General features: G+C 30.5%; 15 protein-coding genes. 11 read left to right on the top strand and 4 right to left on the bottom strand.

The features are described from left to right. Positions 1 to 2 precede the first annotated feature (2 nt). On the top strand, positions 3 to 872 hold the full coding sequence (locus tag E4100_RS04220) for a DMT family transporter (protein ID WP_135270795.1): 870 nt from the start codon (positions 3 to 5) through the stop codon (positions 870 to 872). Here the strand turns inward: E4100_RS04220 and E4100_RS04215 are convergent. Beyond that, positions 865 to 1,404 carry an HD domain-containing protein gene (locus E4100_RS04215; protein WP_209315260.1) on the bottom strand — a complete coding sequence of 180 codons (540 nt, stop codon included), beginning with the start codon at positions 1,402 to 1,404 and terminating at the stop codon, positions 865 to 867. The genes E4100_RS04220 and E4100_RS04215 overlap by 8 nt on opposite strands. Before the next feature lie 93 nt (positions 1,405 to 1,497). After that, a complete protein-coding gene (locus tag E4100_RS04210; RefSeq protein ID WP_135270794.1) occupies positions 1,498 to 2,265 on the bottom strand; it encodes an SDR family NAD(P)-dependent oxidoreductase in 768 nt (255 codons plus the stop codon). Between the two features lie 237 nt (positions 2,266 to 2,502). Between E4100_RS04210 and E4100_RS04205 the strand changes: the two genes are divergently transcribed. After that, positions 2,503 to 3,264, top strand: coding sequence for a putative ABC transporter permease (locus E4100_RS04205; RefSeq protein WP_135270793.1), 762 nt, complete (start codon positions 2,503 to 2,505; stop codon positions 3,262 to 3,264). Between the two features lie 12 nt (positions 3,265 to 3,276). Here E4100_RS04205 and E4100_RS04200 read toward each other — a convergent pair whose 3' ends face one another. Together E4100_RS04200 and E4100_RS04195 are read right to left on the bottom strand one after the other, a co-directional pair. Beyond that, positions 3,277 to 4,632 carry a radical SAM/SPASM domain-containing protein gene (locus E4100_RS04200; RefSeq protein ID WP_135270792.1) on the bottom strand — a complete coding sequence of 452 codons (1,356 nt, stop codon included), beginning with the start codon at positions 4,630 to 4,632 and terminating at the stop codon, positions 3,277 to 3,279. Between the two features lie 114 nt (positions 4,633 to 4,746). Then, positions 4,747 to 5,196 carry an Hsp20/alpha crystallin family protein gene (locus E4100_RS04195; protein ID WP_135270791.1) on the bottom strand — a complete coding sequence of 150 codons (450 nt, stop codon included), beginning with the start codon at positions 5,194 to 5,196 and terminating at the stop codon, positions 4,747 to 4,749. 193 nt (positions 5,197 to 5,389) lie between these two features. Here E4100_RS04195 and E4100_RS04190 point away from each other — a divergent pair, with 193 nt between their 5' ends. From E4100_RS04190 to pgmB, 9 genes are all read left to right on the top strand, one after another. Next, positions 5,390 to 7,213, top strand: a complete 1,824-nt coding sequence (locus tag E4100_RS04190) for an alpha-amylase family glycosyl hydrolase (RefSeq protein WP_135270790.1) — start codon at positions 5,390 to 5,392, stop codon at positions 7,211 to 7,213. 85 nt (positions 7,214 to 7,298) lie between these two features. Continuing rightward, entirely contained in the window at positions 7,299 to 8,555 is a 1,257-nt protein-coding gene (locus tag E4100_RS04185) for an ABC transporter substrate-binding protein (protein WP_135270789.1), read from the top strand. Positions 8,556 to 8,606: 51 nt separating this feature from the next. Then, entirely contained in the window at positions 8,607 to 9,512 is a 906-nt protein-coding gene (locus E4100_RS04180; protein ID WP_135270788.1) for a carbohydrate ABC transporter permease, read from the top strand. Further along, complete coding sequence (locus E4100_RS04175; protein WP_135270787.1) at positions 9,512 to 10,372, top strand: carbohydrate ABC transporter permease; 861 nt, start codon at positions 9,512 to 9,514, stop codon at positions 10,370 to 10,372. Before E4100_RS04180 ends, E4100_RS04175 begins: the two co-directional genes overlap by 1 nt. Positions 10,373 to 10,390: 18 nt before the next feature. Further along, complete coding sequence (locus E4100_RS04170; RefSeq protein ID WP_167792069.1) at positions 10,391 to 11,413, top strand: LacI family DNA-binding transcriptional regulator; 1,023 nt, start codon at positions 10,391 to 10,393, stop codon at positions 11,411 to 11,413. A gap of 7 nt (positions 11,414 to 11,420) precedes the next feature. Further along, entirely contained in the window at positions 11,421 to 12,341 is a 921-nt protein-coding gene (locus tag E4100_RS04165) for a carbohydrate kinase family protein (protein ID WP_135270785.1), read from the top strand. Positions 12,342 to 12,353: 12 nt separating this feature from the next. Then, on the top strand, positions 12,354 to 13,439 hold the full coding sequence (locus E4100_RS04160; protein WP_135270784.1) for an ABC transporter ATP-binding protein: 1,086 nt from the start codon (positions 12,354 to 12,356) through the stop codon (positions 13,437 to 13,439). Positions 13,440 to 13,451: 12 nt separating this feature from the next. After that, positions 13,452 to 15,719 (top strand): glycoside hydrolase family 65 protein, encoded by a 2,268-nt coding sequence (locus E4100_RS04155; RefSeq protein WP_135270783.1) that lies wholly within the window; start codon positions 13,452 to 13,454, stop codon positions 15,717 to 15,719. Continuing rightward, positions 15,720 to 16,373: a beta-phosphoglucomutase gene (gene pgmB, locus E4100_RS04150; protein WP_135270782.1), complete on the top strand. Its 654-nt coding sequence runs from the start codon at positions 15,720 to 15,722 to the stop codon at positions 16,371 to 16,373. The last annotated feature ends 35 nt before the right edge of the window (positions 16,374 to 16,408 follow it).

Raw genomic sequence — 16,408 nt, 5'->3', positions numbered from 1 at the left:
AAATGGACAAGAAGAAGATAATATCTATTGTATTTTTATTAATAACAGTGTTAGCGTGGGGAATATCTTTTTTGAGCATTAAAATATCTCTTACAGTTTTTCCGCCGGTTAGTTTAGCGTTTTATAGATTTTTAATTGCAGGTGTTATACAATTTTTATTAATTAAAATGTTAGGTATAAATGAGAAAATAGATAAAAAAGACCTGCCATTGTTAATTGTAGCAGGACTAACAGGTATAACTATTTATTATATTTTAGAGAATAACGGTTTGATGAGAATAAGTGCAAATGATGCATCGATCATAGTCGCTATGTTGCCAGTTTTTGCAGCTATAATTGAAAAATTAATACTAAAGAAAAAAATGAATTTTATTGTTATAAGCGGCATAATATTGTCTATAATTGGTGTATTTCTAGTGATTGGGGCAAAGTTAGAAGGAGGCAGTTTAGTTGGTTATTTATTGATGTTTTTATCTGCAATTTCTTTTGCAATTTACATTGTAGTAACTAAGCCGTTATTTCAAAAATATTCTGATATAACAATCGCATTTTATCAAAGCATTATTGGGTGTATAGGCTTTATCCCATTTTTATTTTTTGAAGAAGTTAAATGGGAACTAATGGATTTCAATATATTAATCAATTTCTTGTTTTTAGCAATAATTTGTTCTGCCATAGCAAATTATATTTATCTGTATGCTTTAAATAATACATCAGTTTCAGTAGCTTCGATATTTCTAAATTTAATACCTGTGGTAACTTTTATCAGTAGCTTTATAATCTATGATGAAAAATTAAGCGGCATTCAATTATTTGGAGCTCTAATCGTAATTGCATCAGTAACTATGGTTACGAGTTCAGAGTCTAGCTAAATTTTAGCAAATTTTTTACAAATGACTTTTTAACTAAGCTCCAATGGTAAATTCTATTTAAGTTACTAATGACAATTTCTGTTAACGAACAGTATTTGTCTACGAAACACACTATATATGATTCTTTATGTCTGGGCAACTTTAAAGTCAATGGCCACATATGTTTTATTATTATATCTTTTTCTAATTCATTTAATTGAAAATTTTCTTCAGCATTTCTTAATGCTATGAGTGGATGAGCAAATCCATGGAGTGTATCCATGGGTTCATGATTATGCCAATCATACAAGAAAAAATCATGTAGAAGACCAGCTCTAGCACATGAATTACAGTCTAGATTTAATTTTTTGCTTATCAAAAAACTTTTATAAGAAACGTTTAAACAGTGATTTAGTGTTGTTATATCCCCATGCTGAATATATTCATTCATAGATTTTACTTTAGGGTGGTTAATCAAGTCATAAACTGTATCGACATAATCAAAATAATCTTCATTAACTTTGTTTATTTTTAGAATGGAAATTAAATTCATTTTAATTCTCCTATGCAATAATTATTTTCAATTATATTTTATCCATCATTACGAAAGATTGCAATAGGAAAAAAGCACTGCAAAAGCAGTGCTTTATTTAGCTCCCATACCACCATCTACTCTGTAAATGCCTCCTGTCAAAAATGAGGCTTGATCTGATGCTAAAAAGATTATCATATTAGCGATATCTTCATTAGTAGCATATCTACCTAGAGGGATATTTTTTTCAAACTCTTTTTTAGCCATCTCACCCTTACCGCCAGTAATTGCATCTTCTATTGATCTCATCATTCTGTTATCGACTGGAGAAGGAGCAACAGCATTAACTCGAATTCCGAATTGTGCAACTTCTAGAGCTGCTGTTTTAGTTAAACCTACGACTGCATGTTTACTTGCAGTATATGCAGCAAGCCCGGGAGAACCCATTAAACCAGCAACAGAAGCAGTATTTACAATTACGCCTGATTTTCTAGGAATCATATGTTTAAGAACATATTTCATCCCATTGAAAACTCCCTCTACATTTATTCCAATTACCCTTTTAAAGTCATCGATTGGTGTGTCAACAATTGGCGTAACTTTGCTTTCATAACCAGCATTGTTTATTAATATGTCTATTTGGCCAAAAGCTTCAATAGTTTTTTCTACATAGTTTATTACATCTTCTTCTTTTGATACATCAGCAGGAACGGCAATAAATTGACCTTCCTTCAAATTTAAATCTTTTGCTAATTTATCTAACTTTTCTTGACTTGTTCCTACAAGAGTAAGTTTTGCACCCTTCTCACTTAATTGTTTTACAACCGCACTGCCTATGCCACCACTAGCGCCTGTAACAATAGCTACTTTACCTTCAAACATAATTATACACCTCCATGTATATTTATTTATATTATGTATACCCAAAATTTAATACAATAAGCTATCATGTATTAAACAAAAAGAGAATACTATTATAATTTATAGTTATTTAATGTATTGATAATATTTACCAAATGCTATAGTATTATAAGCAGACTGATATGATAATTCTTAATAGGGATAAAAGAAACAATATGGAAGGTATATTAAAAACTACTAGATTTAAAGAGGTGTAATATGAACTACAGGGAGATATTTTTTAATTATTTTTTATATTTTATTATTTATTCAATGCTTGGCTGGGTTGTAGAAGTATTATTTCATATATATACTGAAAAAAAGCTTGTCAACCGCGGCTTTTTAAATGGTCCATGGTGCCCTATATATGGAGTAGCCGCAATTATTATGATAACTTTATTAAATAGATTACCTCAAAATCCAATCTTAATTTTTTTAGCTGGGGCAATATTAGCTTCATTAATTGAATTTATAACTGGGCTAATACTAGAAAAGGTATTTGGCAATAAGTGGTGGGATTATAGTGATGATAAATTTAATATAAAAGGCTACATATCACTCAAATTTTCAATTCTATGGGGAATTGCTACAATAATCTTAATAAAGTTCTTACAGCCAACCATAGAAATGTTTTTATCAATCTTTAGTTTACCTACACTTGTAATTATTCATAATATAACACTAATTGTGTTTGTGGTAGATGTAACTTTAACTATTAGTTCGCTTATAGAGCTAAAGAATATTCTAGCTGAATTAAAAAATATAGCAGGTGAATTAAATTTGCAAAAAATTCAGGATGAACTATTAAACAATAAAATTTTAAATTTAGCTACAAGAATTAAAAATAGACAGATATATTTAATTAAAATATATCCTAAATTAACAAAAGACAAACTAGAAAGTTTGATAGATCAAGTTATTGATATTAAACAAAAAATATATGAAAAACTTGATGAACAAAAAAACAACCCTGTACAATAGGGTTGTTTAAATTTATCTATTTTGTTTTATTTTTTTATCATACCATATATCATCCGCTACACTTGCCCAATTATCAGCTATAATGGAACATTTTTCAAAAAGCTCCTCAGGCTTTTCTTTATCAATTGGTTGAGTTGAGATTGCACCACTTTCATTAACAATCTCTACTATATAATTCGGATTATCAAGAATAGGACATGGTCTTAAGTGATTTTCATTGAATGGTTGTCTTTTTTGATAAGCTTTGAATATATTACTATTTAAAGCTTCAATTAAAGATACATTTTTAATATTTGTATCTGAGTAATGAACAAATGCACAAGGTTCTACATCTCCATGGGCATTTATGTGGAAATATTGTCTTCCTCCAGCTATACACCCATTTACATATTCACCATCATTCCAAAAATCCATTAAAAATATTGGTTTTTCATTTCTAAGAGCATGAACTTTTCTATACATATAAGCTCTTTCATCTGGTCTTACGCAAAGATCAATATCAGCATCCTTTCCTATTGGCATATATGTGAATAACCATACAAAGTAAGCGCCTTTATCTATTAGAAAATCAATAAATTCTTCTGAAACAATTTCTTTGTAATTATAATGATGATAACACATAGATGTACCAAAAATTACCCCAGCCTCCTTGAGATTGTCCATCCCTTGAAGGACCTTTTTATAAGTTCCGTTTCCTCTTCTAAAATCTGTGTCCTTTTCAAAACCTTCGATTGAAATTCCAGGTGCAAAATTACTTACTTCTGCAATTTTTTTAGCAACTTCTTTTGTAATCAGTGTACCATTAGTAAAACAAGTAAAGTAACAGTCTTGATGTTCTTCACATAATTTGAGAATTTCATCTATCTTAATAAAAGGTTCACCACCAGAGAAAAGGTAAACATAAATTCCTAATTCTTTTCCTTCGTTTATGATTCTATTCATTGTTTCATATGAAAGATCATCTTTTTGGTCATAGCTTGCTGCCCAACATCCAGTGCATTTGAGATTACATCTAGAAGTAGGATCCATCAATATTGCCCATGGTATTGATATTTCTAACTCAGCTTTTTTTTCATTTCTCAATTGAGTTCCATATATATTTGAATTGATTAAAAAATTATTGATAAATTTTTTTTGACAATTCAAGGTAGTCTGTTCAAAGAACCTGTCTGTTAATTGTTTCCAATTACTATCTTCATTGCTCACTGCGTTTCTTAACATATACAGCACTTTTATATCTCTTGGATTTGTTAAGAACTTTTCACTAAGATTTAATATCTTGTTAAGGTTTTCCTTAGGGTTTTTATCTATGTAATTTATAACTTGATTAACAGCGATGTTTGATGCAAACTGTTTTAAAGAAGTCATTTTAGTACCTCCTATAATTGATATCTTTAGTTAATTATATACACATAATTATCACAATTTAATCATATTTATGTAATACAAAAAATAATGAAAAGAGCATAAATGCTCTTTTCATTATTCGATAGCTACTTTTACTTTATTCTCTTTTATTTCTTCTTTAGGGACGGTTATTTTCAATACCCCATTCTCTAATTTTGCTTTTAATCCTTCATTTTTAGCATCAGCTAGATATATAGATCTAGACATTGAACTGTAATATCTTTCTTTGTGAATATAGTTTTTATCTTTTTCTTCTTTACTTTCATCTTTTGTAACAGATATTTCTAATCGACCATCAACCATTTCAATATTTATGTCTTTTTTATCTACACCTGGCAATTCTGCTTCTATAAGATATTCATTTCCGTTATCAACAACATCTAACTTAAAGGTGTCGCTTTCAAGGCTTCTTCTAAATGGCCAATCACTTGTGAAGAAGTCATCTAACATATTGTAGAATTCATCAATTCCTGAACCTCTTGTAGCTAAATCTCTTCTTCTGTTGAAAGGAATTAAGCCAGCCATAGTAACAACCCCCTTTAATTTTATTAATATTTTATTTTTATTAGCACTCTCACTTCCTGAGTGCTAATTATTATATATCATATAAGTTATAAAATGTCAATATTTTTTTACAAAAAAATTTATAAAAGTTGAGTAAAAATGTATTGACATCATGAAACCGGTTACATAAAATTATTATAAAGGAGGAAGAGATTTGGCGCTAAACATTGATAAATTAAAAGAACTTATATTAGATGATTATTTGAAGTTATATCCAGATAGGATTTCTGATTTCAATAGCCTTTTAGAAATGATAATAAAAAACTACTCATTACGAGAAGAAAATCAATTGATATCTAACTCACCAGAATGGATACATTCAGCTAATACAGTAGGTATGATGCTTTATGTAGATTTATTCAATAATGACATTGAAGGACTAGTGAGTAAAACAGAATATTTCAAAAATCTCGGAATTACCTTAATTCATTTAATGCCTTTAGTTCAACCTAGAAATGGAGAAAATGACGGTGGGTATGCTGTCCGTGATTATAGAGAAGTAAATCCAAAATTAGGAAACGTAGAATCTTTAAAGAAAGCAATAAAAATTTTTCATGATAATGGAATTAGAATTTGTATTGATTATGTTATAAACCATACTTCCGATGATCATGAATGGGCAATTAAAGCTAAATCTGGAGATAAAAAGTATCAAGACTATTATTTTATGTATGATGATTATACGATACCAAGACAATATGAAGCTACTATGAATCAAGTTTTTCCTAAAGTTGCACCTGGAAATTTCACCTACGTTAAAGACCTTGATAAGTGGGTAATGACGACTTTTTATGATTTTCAATGGGATTTGAATTATCGAAATCCTAAAGTGCTTGAAGAAATGACTTCTATATTATTATACTACACTAATTTGGGTGTAGATATGATAAGATTAGATGCTATTCCATATATATGGAAAACAATAGGCACTTCATGTAGAAATTTACCAGAAGTACATATAATATTAAAAATATTTAGAACTATTTTGGCTCAATATTCTCCATCTACAGTTCTATTAGGTGAGTCGATAGTAGCCCCAGAAATAATTACTAGATATTTCGGCAGTGAAGCTAGTTTAGAATGCGATCTTTTGTACAATGCATCATATATGGTTGAGATTTGGAATTCTTTAGCAACAAGAGATGCAAGACATATATCTAAAATGCCAATCGTTAACAACAATTTGCCTACTGAATGGATAAATTACGCAAGGTGTCATGATGATATAGGATGGGGCTTAAATGAAGATAATTTAAGGAGACTCGGGTTTGATCCATTTTTGCATAAACAATTTCTGATTGATTTTTACTTGGGGAGTTATAAAGACAGTTTTTCTATTGGAGAGCTATATGAGTATGATCCTGTCACTAAAGATGCCAGAAATTGTGGAACGCTTGCTAGTTTAGCTGGTCTAGAAAAGGCATTGTTAGAAAAAGATAATTATAAGTTGGAATTAGCACTAAAACGAATAAACCTAATAAATTCACTTATTATTTTAAGAAAAGGTATTCCAATGATATACAGTGGCGATGAAATAGGCTTATTAAATAATTATGAATATAAGAATGATCCTGATAAAAAACATGATTCTAGATGGATTCATAGACAAAAATTCAATTGGGAAAAATCATATAATACTGAAAAATGCGATTCATATGAGAGAGTAATTTTTAATAATCTAATAAAGCTAATTAATATCAGGAAAGAAATCAATTTAGACAGTAGCATAAAAAACGAAAGAGCAATCCAAGTTGATAACAAACATATTTTAGTTATTCAGCAATTAAAAGAAAATGATGATAACTTACTATTGATATTTAATTTTTCGGAGGATAGACAATTTTTAAGCACATCACAGTTAATAAGGCATGGCATAAATGCTCATATGGTCGAATTATTACAAGGAAAGGAGTTGAATTTAACAGATGATTTTGTGCAAATTGGACCATATGAATTTCTTATATTAAAAAATAAATAAAAAATAGTTGCAATTATGTAACCGGTTACATATAATGTAATTAAGGTACCGTTGCAGCACACTCAATTATTAAAGGGGGATAATAATGAAAAAAGGTTATGTATTATTACTAATGAGTTTAGTGTTAACGATTTCACTTTTAGCAGGATGTACAACATCTAGTAATGAGGAAGATATGTCAGTTGTAATTTATCAGAACAAAGTAGAAATAGGTGAACAATTAACTGCATTTGCTAAACAATATGAAGAAGCAACAGGTAATAAGATTATTGTAAAAACAACAGGAGGAGACACACCTTATCAGGATAGCTTAAAAGCAGAATTTCAATCTGATAGAGAACCAGATATTTTTGTAATAGAAGGTATGGGTGGTTATAATACTTGGAATTCAAAAATTATTGAATTTACAGACGACGAATGGATTGATTTAACTGATCTTGAATTTACTGTAGATGGAAAAGTTTACGGATTTCCAGTATCGGTTGAAGCTTGGGGTTTAGCTTACAATAAAGATTTACTTGATAAAGCAGGGGTAGACCCAGCAACTTTAACAAGCCAAGATGCTTATAGAGAAGCATTTGAAAAAATTGATAGTATGAAAGAAGAATTGGGAATTGATTCAGTAGTAGCTATGGCTGCTGGACCTGATATGAGATGGGTAACAGGGCTTCATAATTTCAATGGATATCTTTCTGCAGGGCTTCCATATGGAGATAGAACAGTACTTGATAAGCTGAACAATGGCGAAGTTGATATGCAACGCTTGACAGAATATGCTGATTGGGTTGAGTTGTTATTCGAATATGCAGATGAAACGGTTCTTATTACAGGGAATTATGACTCACAAGTTGGGCAATTTGCAACTGGTAAGTCCGTATTTATTCATCAAGGCAACTGGATAGATCCATGGTTTGTACAAAACGGTGTAGATTTTCCAATGGGTTTTGCACCTCATGCTTCTGTAAAGGGTGAGCATAATGCGATATTTATTGGGGCACCTTCATTTTATGTAATTAATAAAGACAGCAAAAATATAGAAGCAGCAAAAGACTTCTTAAATTATATGGCAACAAGTGAAGAAGGGCACAACTATATGGTTAATGAAGCAAAAATGGTGCCTGCTTTTAACAATGTAACTTTAAAGCCAACCACACCATTATCAGCTAATGTCACTGAATGGATGGCTAAAGAAAATGGATCTTATACTTGGTTACAAAATGATATGCCTGATGGTTTTGGAATGGGTACTCTTGGACCAATATATGAAAGTTATGCAAAAGGAGATCTTGATAAAGAAGGTTTTATTGAACAAATTGCTAAAGCAATCGAAGCATTAAAATAAATATGAAAGGGTTTAATACCCTTTCATATATTTATATAAGAGGTGGAATTTATGAAAAGACAAACTAAAGATAAATTGGTTTTTTGGTTATTTTTATCACCTGCTTTGATTTCTTTCATTATAGTAGTAATAGTTCCATTTTTTATGGGAATTTACTATTCTATGACTGATTGGCAAGCGGTTCCAGGAATCCCAGTAAATTGGGTAGGACTTGGAAATTATAGATCTATGTTTTCAGATATAAAATTCCAATATTCATTGTTTAGAACTTTTACATTTACATTGATAAGTGTGATAACTATAAATCTAGTAGCACTAATATTTGCTTTCTTAGTTACACGCGAGATAAAATTTAGAAATTTTTTTAGAGCAGGATTCTTTATACCAAATCTAATCGGAGGGTTAGTACTTGGGTATATATGGCAGTTTATTTTTAAGAGTGTAGTACCACAAATAGGGGGAAGCCTAGGTATTGATTTTATCGAAAATTTGTTGATATTAGCGAATCCAGATTTAACACTTATTGGGTTAATCACTGCTTATACTTGGCAATATGCTGGATATATTATGATGATTTATGTGGCAGCTTTATTGAATGTTCCTCAAGAGTTGCTTGAAGCAAGTGAGATTGACGGTGCAAACTCATGGCATAAATTCAAAAGCATAACCATGCCAATGATTGCTCAGGCATTTACTATAACTTCATTTTTAACTCTTGTCACTTCATTTAAACAATACGATATCATTGTAGCATTAACCAATGGAGGACCAACGGATATATTTAAAGGAGAAGTTGTCAATTCAACAGAAATGCTTGCTGTTCACATATATAACGTAGCTTTTAAATATAATAATATGGCTGAAGGACAAGCAAGAGCAGTAATTTTCTTTTTAATACTTTCAGTTGTTTCTATTGCACAAGTATACAATAATAAAAAGAAGGAGATTGAGATGTGATGATTACAAAGAAAAGAGTATCGAAGTTATTGCTTGGATTAATAACTGTAGTATTATTCTTAATAGTACTATTTCCGTTTTTTATAGTTATTATTAATTCGGCCAAGTCTTCATTGGAAATAATCACAAATCCTATTGCTCTTCCAGCTAGATGGGGTCAATTAATTGATAACATAGCTAATATTTGGACAAACCCTAGCATTAACTATGCATCGAGTGTTTATGCTTCAACAATAATCACTGTCTTGTCATTGTTGTTTATTTCGGTATTTTCAGCAATGGCTGCATGGGTACTTGTGAGAACTAAAACTAAATTATCTAGTTTTATATTCTTAATATTTATCAGCGGCTTAGTAATACCTTTTCAAGTTGTAATGTTTCCATTAGTATCTCTATTTAGAATTATTGGTAACAATTTAAATATTCAACTACTAAGATCTTATCAAGGGATGATTTTTGCTTATATTGGTTTCGGTGCACCATTAGCTGTTTTTATGTTTCATGGTTTCATAAAATCAATTCCCTATGAGCTAGAAGAAGCTGCTTTAATAGATGGCTGTTCTAAACCTAGAATATTTTTTTCAATCATAATGCCAATATTAAAACCTATATTTGTTACTATCTGTATACTAAATGCAATTTGGATTTGGAACGATTTTCTACTTCCTTCTTTAATATTAGGCATAGGACAACCGCTGCAAACTATACCACTAGCTATATCAGCGTTTGCAGGATCATTTGTAAAACAATGGGACTTAATTATGACTGCCGCATTAATGGCAGCAGCACCAATTATAATAGGATTTTTATTTGGGCAAAAACACATAATAAAAGGCATGGTATCTGGGTCTATTAAGTAGTTATAAAGGAGTGAAATGATGAAACTGACGATTAGAGAGATCGCTGAGGCGGCAGGTGTATCAAAAGCAACTGTATCAAGAGTCATAAACGATTCTGATGCAGTTAGTGAAGAAACTAGGAAAAAAGTACTAGAAATCATAAAAGAAACTAATTTTAAGCCAAGTTCAGTCGCGAGAAGTTTGTCAATGAAAAAGTCACATCTGATTGGGATTATACTTCCGGATTTATCAAACCCAGTATTCTCTAAAATAATCGCAGGAGCTGAATCTTATATTAGAAATAAGGATTATTCATTGTTAATCACTGCCACTGACTTTGATATTGACATGAAGATAAAGCATATTAATATCATGAAGGATAAGGGTGTGGATGGACTAATATTGGTTACGGATCACGGGAGTGAAGAATTTCAAAAGACATTGATTGAATTTGAAAAGCCAATCATAATGATAGGTTCAGATAGTTCTTTGCCTTATATACCGACAATAAAAATAGATAATTATAAAGCAAGTCAAGATGCTACTCAGTATTTAATAGACCTAGGGCATAAAAATATTGCAATGATAAGAGGGCCGCTTTCAGATTATCATTCAGGGAAACAAAGATTTCTGGGTTATAGGGATAAGCTAAATTGTTATGGGTATTATTCTGAACGGTTGGTTGAAGAAGGCTGGTATACATTTGATGATGGGTATTCTGCAATGGAGGCATTGATAAAAAAAGGGAATTTGCCGACAGCGATTTTCTGTGCTTCTGACTTACTTGCAATTGGAGCAATCAAGTGTTGTATAGAACATGGCATAAATGTACCAGATGATATTTCTTTTGTAGGATTTGATGATGTTGACATAGCAAGAATGTACAATCCATCACTTACAACAATAAGACAACCATTTGAAGAACAAGGGGATTTAGCTATAAGAATTATGATAGATATGATTGAAAATAAAAATTCAATTCCAAATGACGAAGACAGTAAATTCACGACATCAATGAAATATAAACTTGTTATTAGAGAAAGTACTAAAAATATAAAGTAGGTGTATTATGGACAGCATTCTTTGTGTTGGTGAAATGTTGATTGATTTTATTGAGGATAAAACATCAGAAGAAAAAAGATTTATATTAAACCCTGGAGGAGCTCCAGCAAATGTTGCACAAGTTATTGGGGCTCTTGGAGGGATAGCTTTTATCCTCGGGAGTGTAGGGAAAGATGCTTTTGGTGATGAAATTGAAAAAACTTTGATTAAAAACAAAGTGTTTACTGAATATTTAGTAAAGGTTGAAACTCCAACTACAATTTCGTTTGTAACGATAGACGATAGTGGCGAAAGAGATTTTATTTTTTACAGAGGGGCAGACAGAGATCTTAATTTATCCCAAGTTGGAATAAGTGAATTAAAAAAATTTGATATAGTTCATTTTGGTTCAGCGACTGCCTTTTTAGATGGAGAGTTAAATAATAGCTATCATAGATTGTTAGAACTAAGTTTTAAGGAAAATAGATTTATATCATTTGATCCAAATTACAGGAGCTTTTTTTGGAGTAAAGATAAGGATAAGTTTAGAAAATATGCAATACCTTTTATTGAAAAATCAGATTTAGTAAAATTTAATGAAGAAGAGTTATTAATTATTACACAAAGTGAGTCAATATCAGAAGCAATTAATTTTTTAAGTAAAGAATATGATGCAACTTTTGCTATAACGCTTGGGAAAAATGGAAGTATTGTTTTTAATAAGAATTATAAAATTAATATTGAGGCTGAAAAAGTTAATGTTATTGATACTACTGGAGCTGGAGATGCGTATATTGGGTCATTTCTGTACAAAATCTCTCAGTTTGAAAATAAAAAAATGTTGTTAGGGGATAAAGATGAGATTAGAAGAATTACATATTATTCTAATAACATCGCAGGTAAAATTTGTACTAGATACGGAGCGTTGACTGCTCTAATTGATTTATAGGAGAGGATATATATGGCAAATGTAAAATTGATAAATGTCAATAAAAAATATCCTAATGGATACCATGCTGTTAAAAATGTTAATTTGGAAATTGCAAACAAAGAGTTTATGGTATTGGTAGGGCCTTCAGGGTGTGGAAAAACAACAACTTTGAGAATGATTGCAGGACTTGAAGAAATAACAGAGGGTGAAATATTTATTGGTGATAAAATGGTTAATGATGTTTCTCCAAAAGACAGAGATATAGCTATGGTGTTTCAAAATTATGCACTGTATCCTCACATGAGTGTTTACGATAATATGGCTTTTGGGTTAAAACTATCTAAAACACCTAAAAAAGAAATAAATGATAGAATAAATTGGGCATCAGAAATTCTTGGAATAACAGAGCTTTTAAAGAGAAAGCCAAAGCAATTATCAGGCGGACAAAGACAAAGGGTCGCATTAGGACGGGCTATCGTTAGAAAACCACAAGTATTTTTAATGGATGAACCTTTATCAAACTTAGATGCAAAATTAAGAGTTCAAATGAGAACTGAATTAATTAAGTTGCATAAAGATTTGGAAACAACATTTATTTATGTAACTCATGATCAAACTGAAGCAATGACCATGGGGACAAGAATTTGTGTAATGAATAATGGCGAAATACAGCAAGTAGATGATCCGCGGGTAATATATAATTCGCCTGCAAATTTATTTGTTGCAGGATTTATCGGAGCTCCTCAAATGAACTTTTTCAATGGAAAGGTAGTAGAAGGAAAAGTTTTAGATGTATATGGTTTAAAACTTGAATTGCCTGAAAGATTAAAACAAGCAGTTAAAAATAAAAATAAAGAAAATTCAGAAGTTATTGTGGGAGTACGCCCTGAGGATGTATTTATTTCTGAAGGTGAAGATGGTCTAAAGACTGTAGTAGAATTTACTGAATTGCTTGGTAGCGATTTAAATATCTATTTTAAAATTGATGGGAAACAATATGTTTTAAGGACTCAACACACTTCAAATTTAAAAATGGATGATGAAGTTAAAGTTATATTTGATAAAGAAAAGATACATCTTTTTGATATTGAAACAGAAAAATCATTGACATATTGAAGGTGATGGCATATGTATAAATATGAAGATAATAACTATGATCCATCATTTCAACTGAAGAATGAAAGTATATTTATGGTTGGAAATGGATATGTTGGCATAAGGGGAGCTTTTGAAGAAGGGTATCCAACAGGTGATAGTATCAGAGGAAGCTATATAAATGGCCTTTACGATAGAGTTGAAATGGTTCACGCAGAAAGCGCTGTAGGATTCCCTGAAGAGTATGATAAACAGCCTAAGATAGCCGACACACAGACTTGTATGGTTTTTTTAGATGGGGAACCTGCACAATTGGTAAATACGAAGTATGAAAACTACAAACGTTATGTAGATTATAGTAACGGGGAGACTGTAAGATCATATGAGTTCATAACAAGATCTAATAAAAGAGCATATCTAACTTTTAGGAGATTAGCTTCCTTTGTGTATTATAATGTTGCATCCTATAGAATCGAGATAACATATGATGGAGAGATAGAGCTATTAAGCGTGCTTGACGGTGATGTTAGGACATATGCAAATCCCAATGATCCTAGAACAAGTAATGAGCAAAAACAATTATTGAAAGTAAAGGATCTAGGGGAAAACTTAGATACAACTTTTCTACTCATGGAAACTGGCAGAACAAATTTAAGTCAAGCAACATTGGTTAAACATATTATTATATCAGAAAACGAATATACTCTTGAGAATTCGATTAAAGATACAAAAATTGAAACTAAAATAACATCAAATCTTCATCTTGTACTTGATAAAGTTTGTGTTTTTACTGATAGTTTAAGGTATACTGAGCCATTAAGATCAGCATACGAAACATTAGAACATTTGGCATACGAAAATTATGAAACTCTTTTAGAAATACAGAAAAATTATTTAAATGATTTTTGGACAAATTCTGGAATTGAAATTTATGGTAATGACAATGATCAAAAATCTATTAGATTTATGCAATACCAATTATTACAAAATGTAGGTATTGATTCGTATTCCAATGTATCAGCAAAGGGATTATCTGGAGAAGGCTATGAAGGACATTATTTTTGGGATACAGAAATATATATATTTCCTGTTTTAGTTGTAAATCAACCCCAAAGAGCGAAAAGCCTTCTTGAATATAGATATAATATCCTTGACAGTGCGAGAAAAAGATCATTAGAACTTGGGCATACTAAAGGAGCTGCTTACCCTTGGAGAACTATCTCGGGTATAGAATGTTCTGGATATTTCCCTGCTAGTACAGCTCAATATCATATAAATGCTGATATTGCATATGCTTTTTATATGTATTATCAATATACTAATGATATTTTGTTTATGGTTGAAAAAGGTTTGGAAGTTATTTTTGAAACAGCTAGAATATGGATTCAAATTGGTAATTTCTTCAATGGCGAATTTCACATTCATGAAGTAACTGGGCCTGATGAATATACAGCTATAGTAAGTGATAATTACTTTACAAATATGATGGCTAAGTTTAATCTAGAGATTGCTTATAAGCTTTACAATTATTTTTCTAAGATAGAAGACGAGGTCATCTTAGAAAAATTTAGAGTTCTAGTAGACAAAATTAATTTATCTGAAGAAGAAATAGAGATTATGAAAAAAGCTTCAGATAATATGTTGCTTTTATATGATAGCAATCTAGACATTTATGCACAAGATTCTACATTTTTGAGTAAGCCAATGTGGAATTTAGACTTTGATAAAAGACCATTGCTATTATATTATCACCCATTAACTATATACCGTTATCAAATCTTAAAGCAAGCAGATGTAGTTTTAGCTCATCTTCTGCTTGAAGAGTATGCGGATCTAAAAAAGATGGAAAATAGTTACAACTATTATGAAGAAATAACGACCCATGATTCTTCACTATCATACTGTATTTATGGAATAATGGCTTGTAGATATAAATTTTTAGACAAAGCTTATTATTATTTTATACAATCTATTTCTTTGGATTTACATGACACTCATCAAAATACAAAAGATGGATTACATTTGGCAAATATTGGAGGTACTGTATTAAGTATTATTCAAGGTTTTGCTGGGTTAAGGTTACAAAATGATAAGCTTATAATTAGGCCTTCTGTGCCTGAGCAGTGGGAAGGATATAGTTTTAAAATTAATTTTAGAGATTGCGTACTTGATGTCAAAGTTGAAGAAGAAATTATAATAAGACTGATTGTTGGAGATAAAATGAATTTACTTGTTTATGATAAAGAATATAAAGTAGTAAAAGATAAAGAATTACGAATACCTTTAGCGGAGGATTTTTAAATGATTAATTTTGATGCAGCTATATTTGATTTGGATGGAGTAATTACTGAAACTTCAACAGCTCACTTCTATGCTTGGAAAGAATTGGCTAATGAGATGGGGTTTGATATTCCCTTAGAAGTTATGGATAAAGTAAGAGGAATTCCACGAATGGAAGCTTTAGATATAGTTCTAAGCTACAATAAAAGTAATAATGACTTTGATTTAGACTATAAAGAGAAATTAGCAAATAGAAAAAATCAAATATATCTTAATAAAATATCAAATTATGATAGATCAAATTTAAATGATGGCGTAATTGAACTATTTAGTTTTTTAAAAAAACATAATAAAAAGATAGCATTGGCATCTTCAAGTCGCAATGCAGAGTATTTGTTAAAAGCACTTAAAATAGAAGAATATTTTGACGCTGTCGTAGATCCTAGTACTATAAAAAATGCAAAACCCGCACCAGATATATTTTTGAAAGCGTGCGATCTATTAAATATTCCACCTGAAAAAAGTATTGGAGTGGAAGATTCTCAAGCTGGGATTGAGAGCATCATAAAAGCAGGCCTGACACCAATTGGAATTGGCGAAAATATTCAATGTGAAATAAAATTTAAAAATATAAAAGAATTTTACGAGTATATAATTAAGCACTCCATTGATTAGTAATTTTTAATTATGGGAATATATATAGCGAATAT

It is taken from the genome of Soehngenia longivitae (genome assembly GCF_004684055.1).
In the GTDB taxonomy this organism is placed as follows: domain Bacteria; phylum Bacillota; class Clostridia; order Tissierellales; family Tissierellaceae; genus Soehngenia; species Soehngenia longivitae.
Note: the sequence above shows the minus strand (reverse complement) of the source record. Positions and strands in the feature narration are given on the sequence as shown.

Bases quoted from the DNA above. Each gene is read 5' to 3' on its own strand.
- E4100_RS04155 (WP_135270783.1), top strand. From the start codon at position 13,452: ATGTATAAATATGAAGATAATAACTATGATCCATCATTTCAACTGAAG.
- E4100_RS04205 (WP_135270793.1), top strand. From the start codon at position 2,503: ATGAACTACAGGGAGATATTTTTTAATTATTTTTTATATTTTATTATT.
- E4100_RS04160 (WP_135270784.1), top strand. From the start codon at position 12,354: ATGGCAAATGTAAAATTGATAAATGTCAATAAAAAATATCCTAATGGA.
- E4100_RS04215 (WP_209315260.1), bottom strand. From the start codon at position 1,404: ATGAATTTAATTTCCATTCTAAAAATAAACAAAGTTAATGAAGATTAT.
- E4100_RS04185 (WP_135270789.1), top strand. From the start codon at position 7,299: ATGAAAAAAGGTTATGTATTATTACTAATGAGTTTAGTGTTAACGATT.
- E4100_RS04180 (WP_135270788.1), top strand. From the start codon at position 8,607: ATGAAAAGACAAACTAAAGATAAATTGGTTTTTTGGTTATTTTTATCA.
- E4100_RS04175 (WP_135270787.1), top strand. From the start codon at position 9,512: ATGATTACAAAGAAAAGAGTATCGAAGTTATTGCTTGGATTAATAACT.
- pgmB (WP_135270782.1), top strand. From the start codon at position 15,720: ATGATTAATTTTGATGCAGCTATATTTGATTTGGATGGAGTAATTACT.
- E4100_RS04210 (WP_135270794.1), bottom strand. From the start codon at position 2,265: ATGTTTGAAGGTAAAGTAGCTATTGTTACAGGCGCTAGTGGTGGCATA.
- E4100_RS04165 (WP_135270785.1), top strand. From the start codon at position 11,421: ATGGACAGCATTCTTTGTGTTGGTGAAATGTTGATTGATTTTATTGAG.
- E4100_RS04195 (WP_135270791.1), bottom strand. From the start codon at position 5,196: ATGGCTGGCTTAATTCCTTTCAACAGAAGAAGAGATTTAGCTACAAGA.
- E4100_RS04200 (WP_135270792.1), bottom strand. From the start codon at position 4,632: ATGACTTCTTTAAAACAGTTTGCATCAAACATCGCTGTTAATCAAGTT.
- E4100_RS04170 (WP_167792069.1), top strand. From the start codon at position 10,391: ATGAAACTGACGATTAGAGAGATCGCTGAGGCGGCAGGTGTATCAAAA.
- E4100_RS04220 (WP_135270795.1), top strand. From the start codon at position 3: ATGGACAAGAAGAAGATAATATCTATTGTATTTTTATTAATAACAGTG.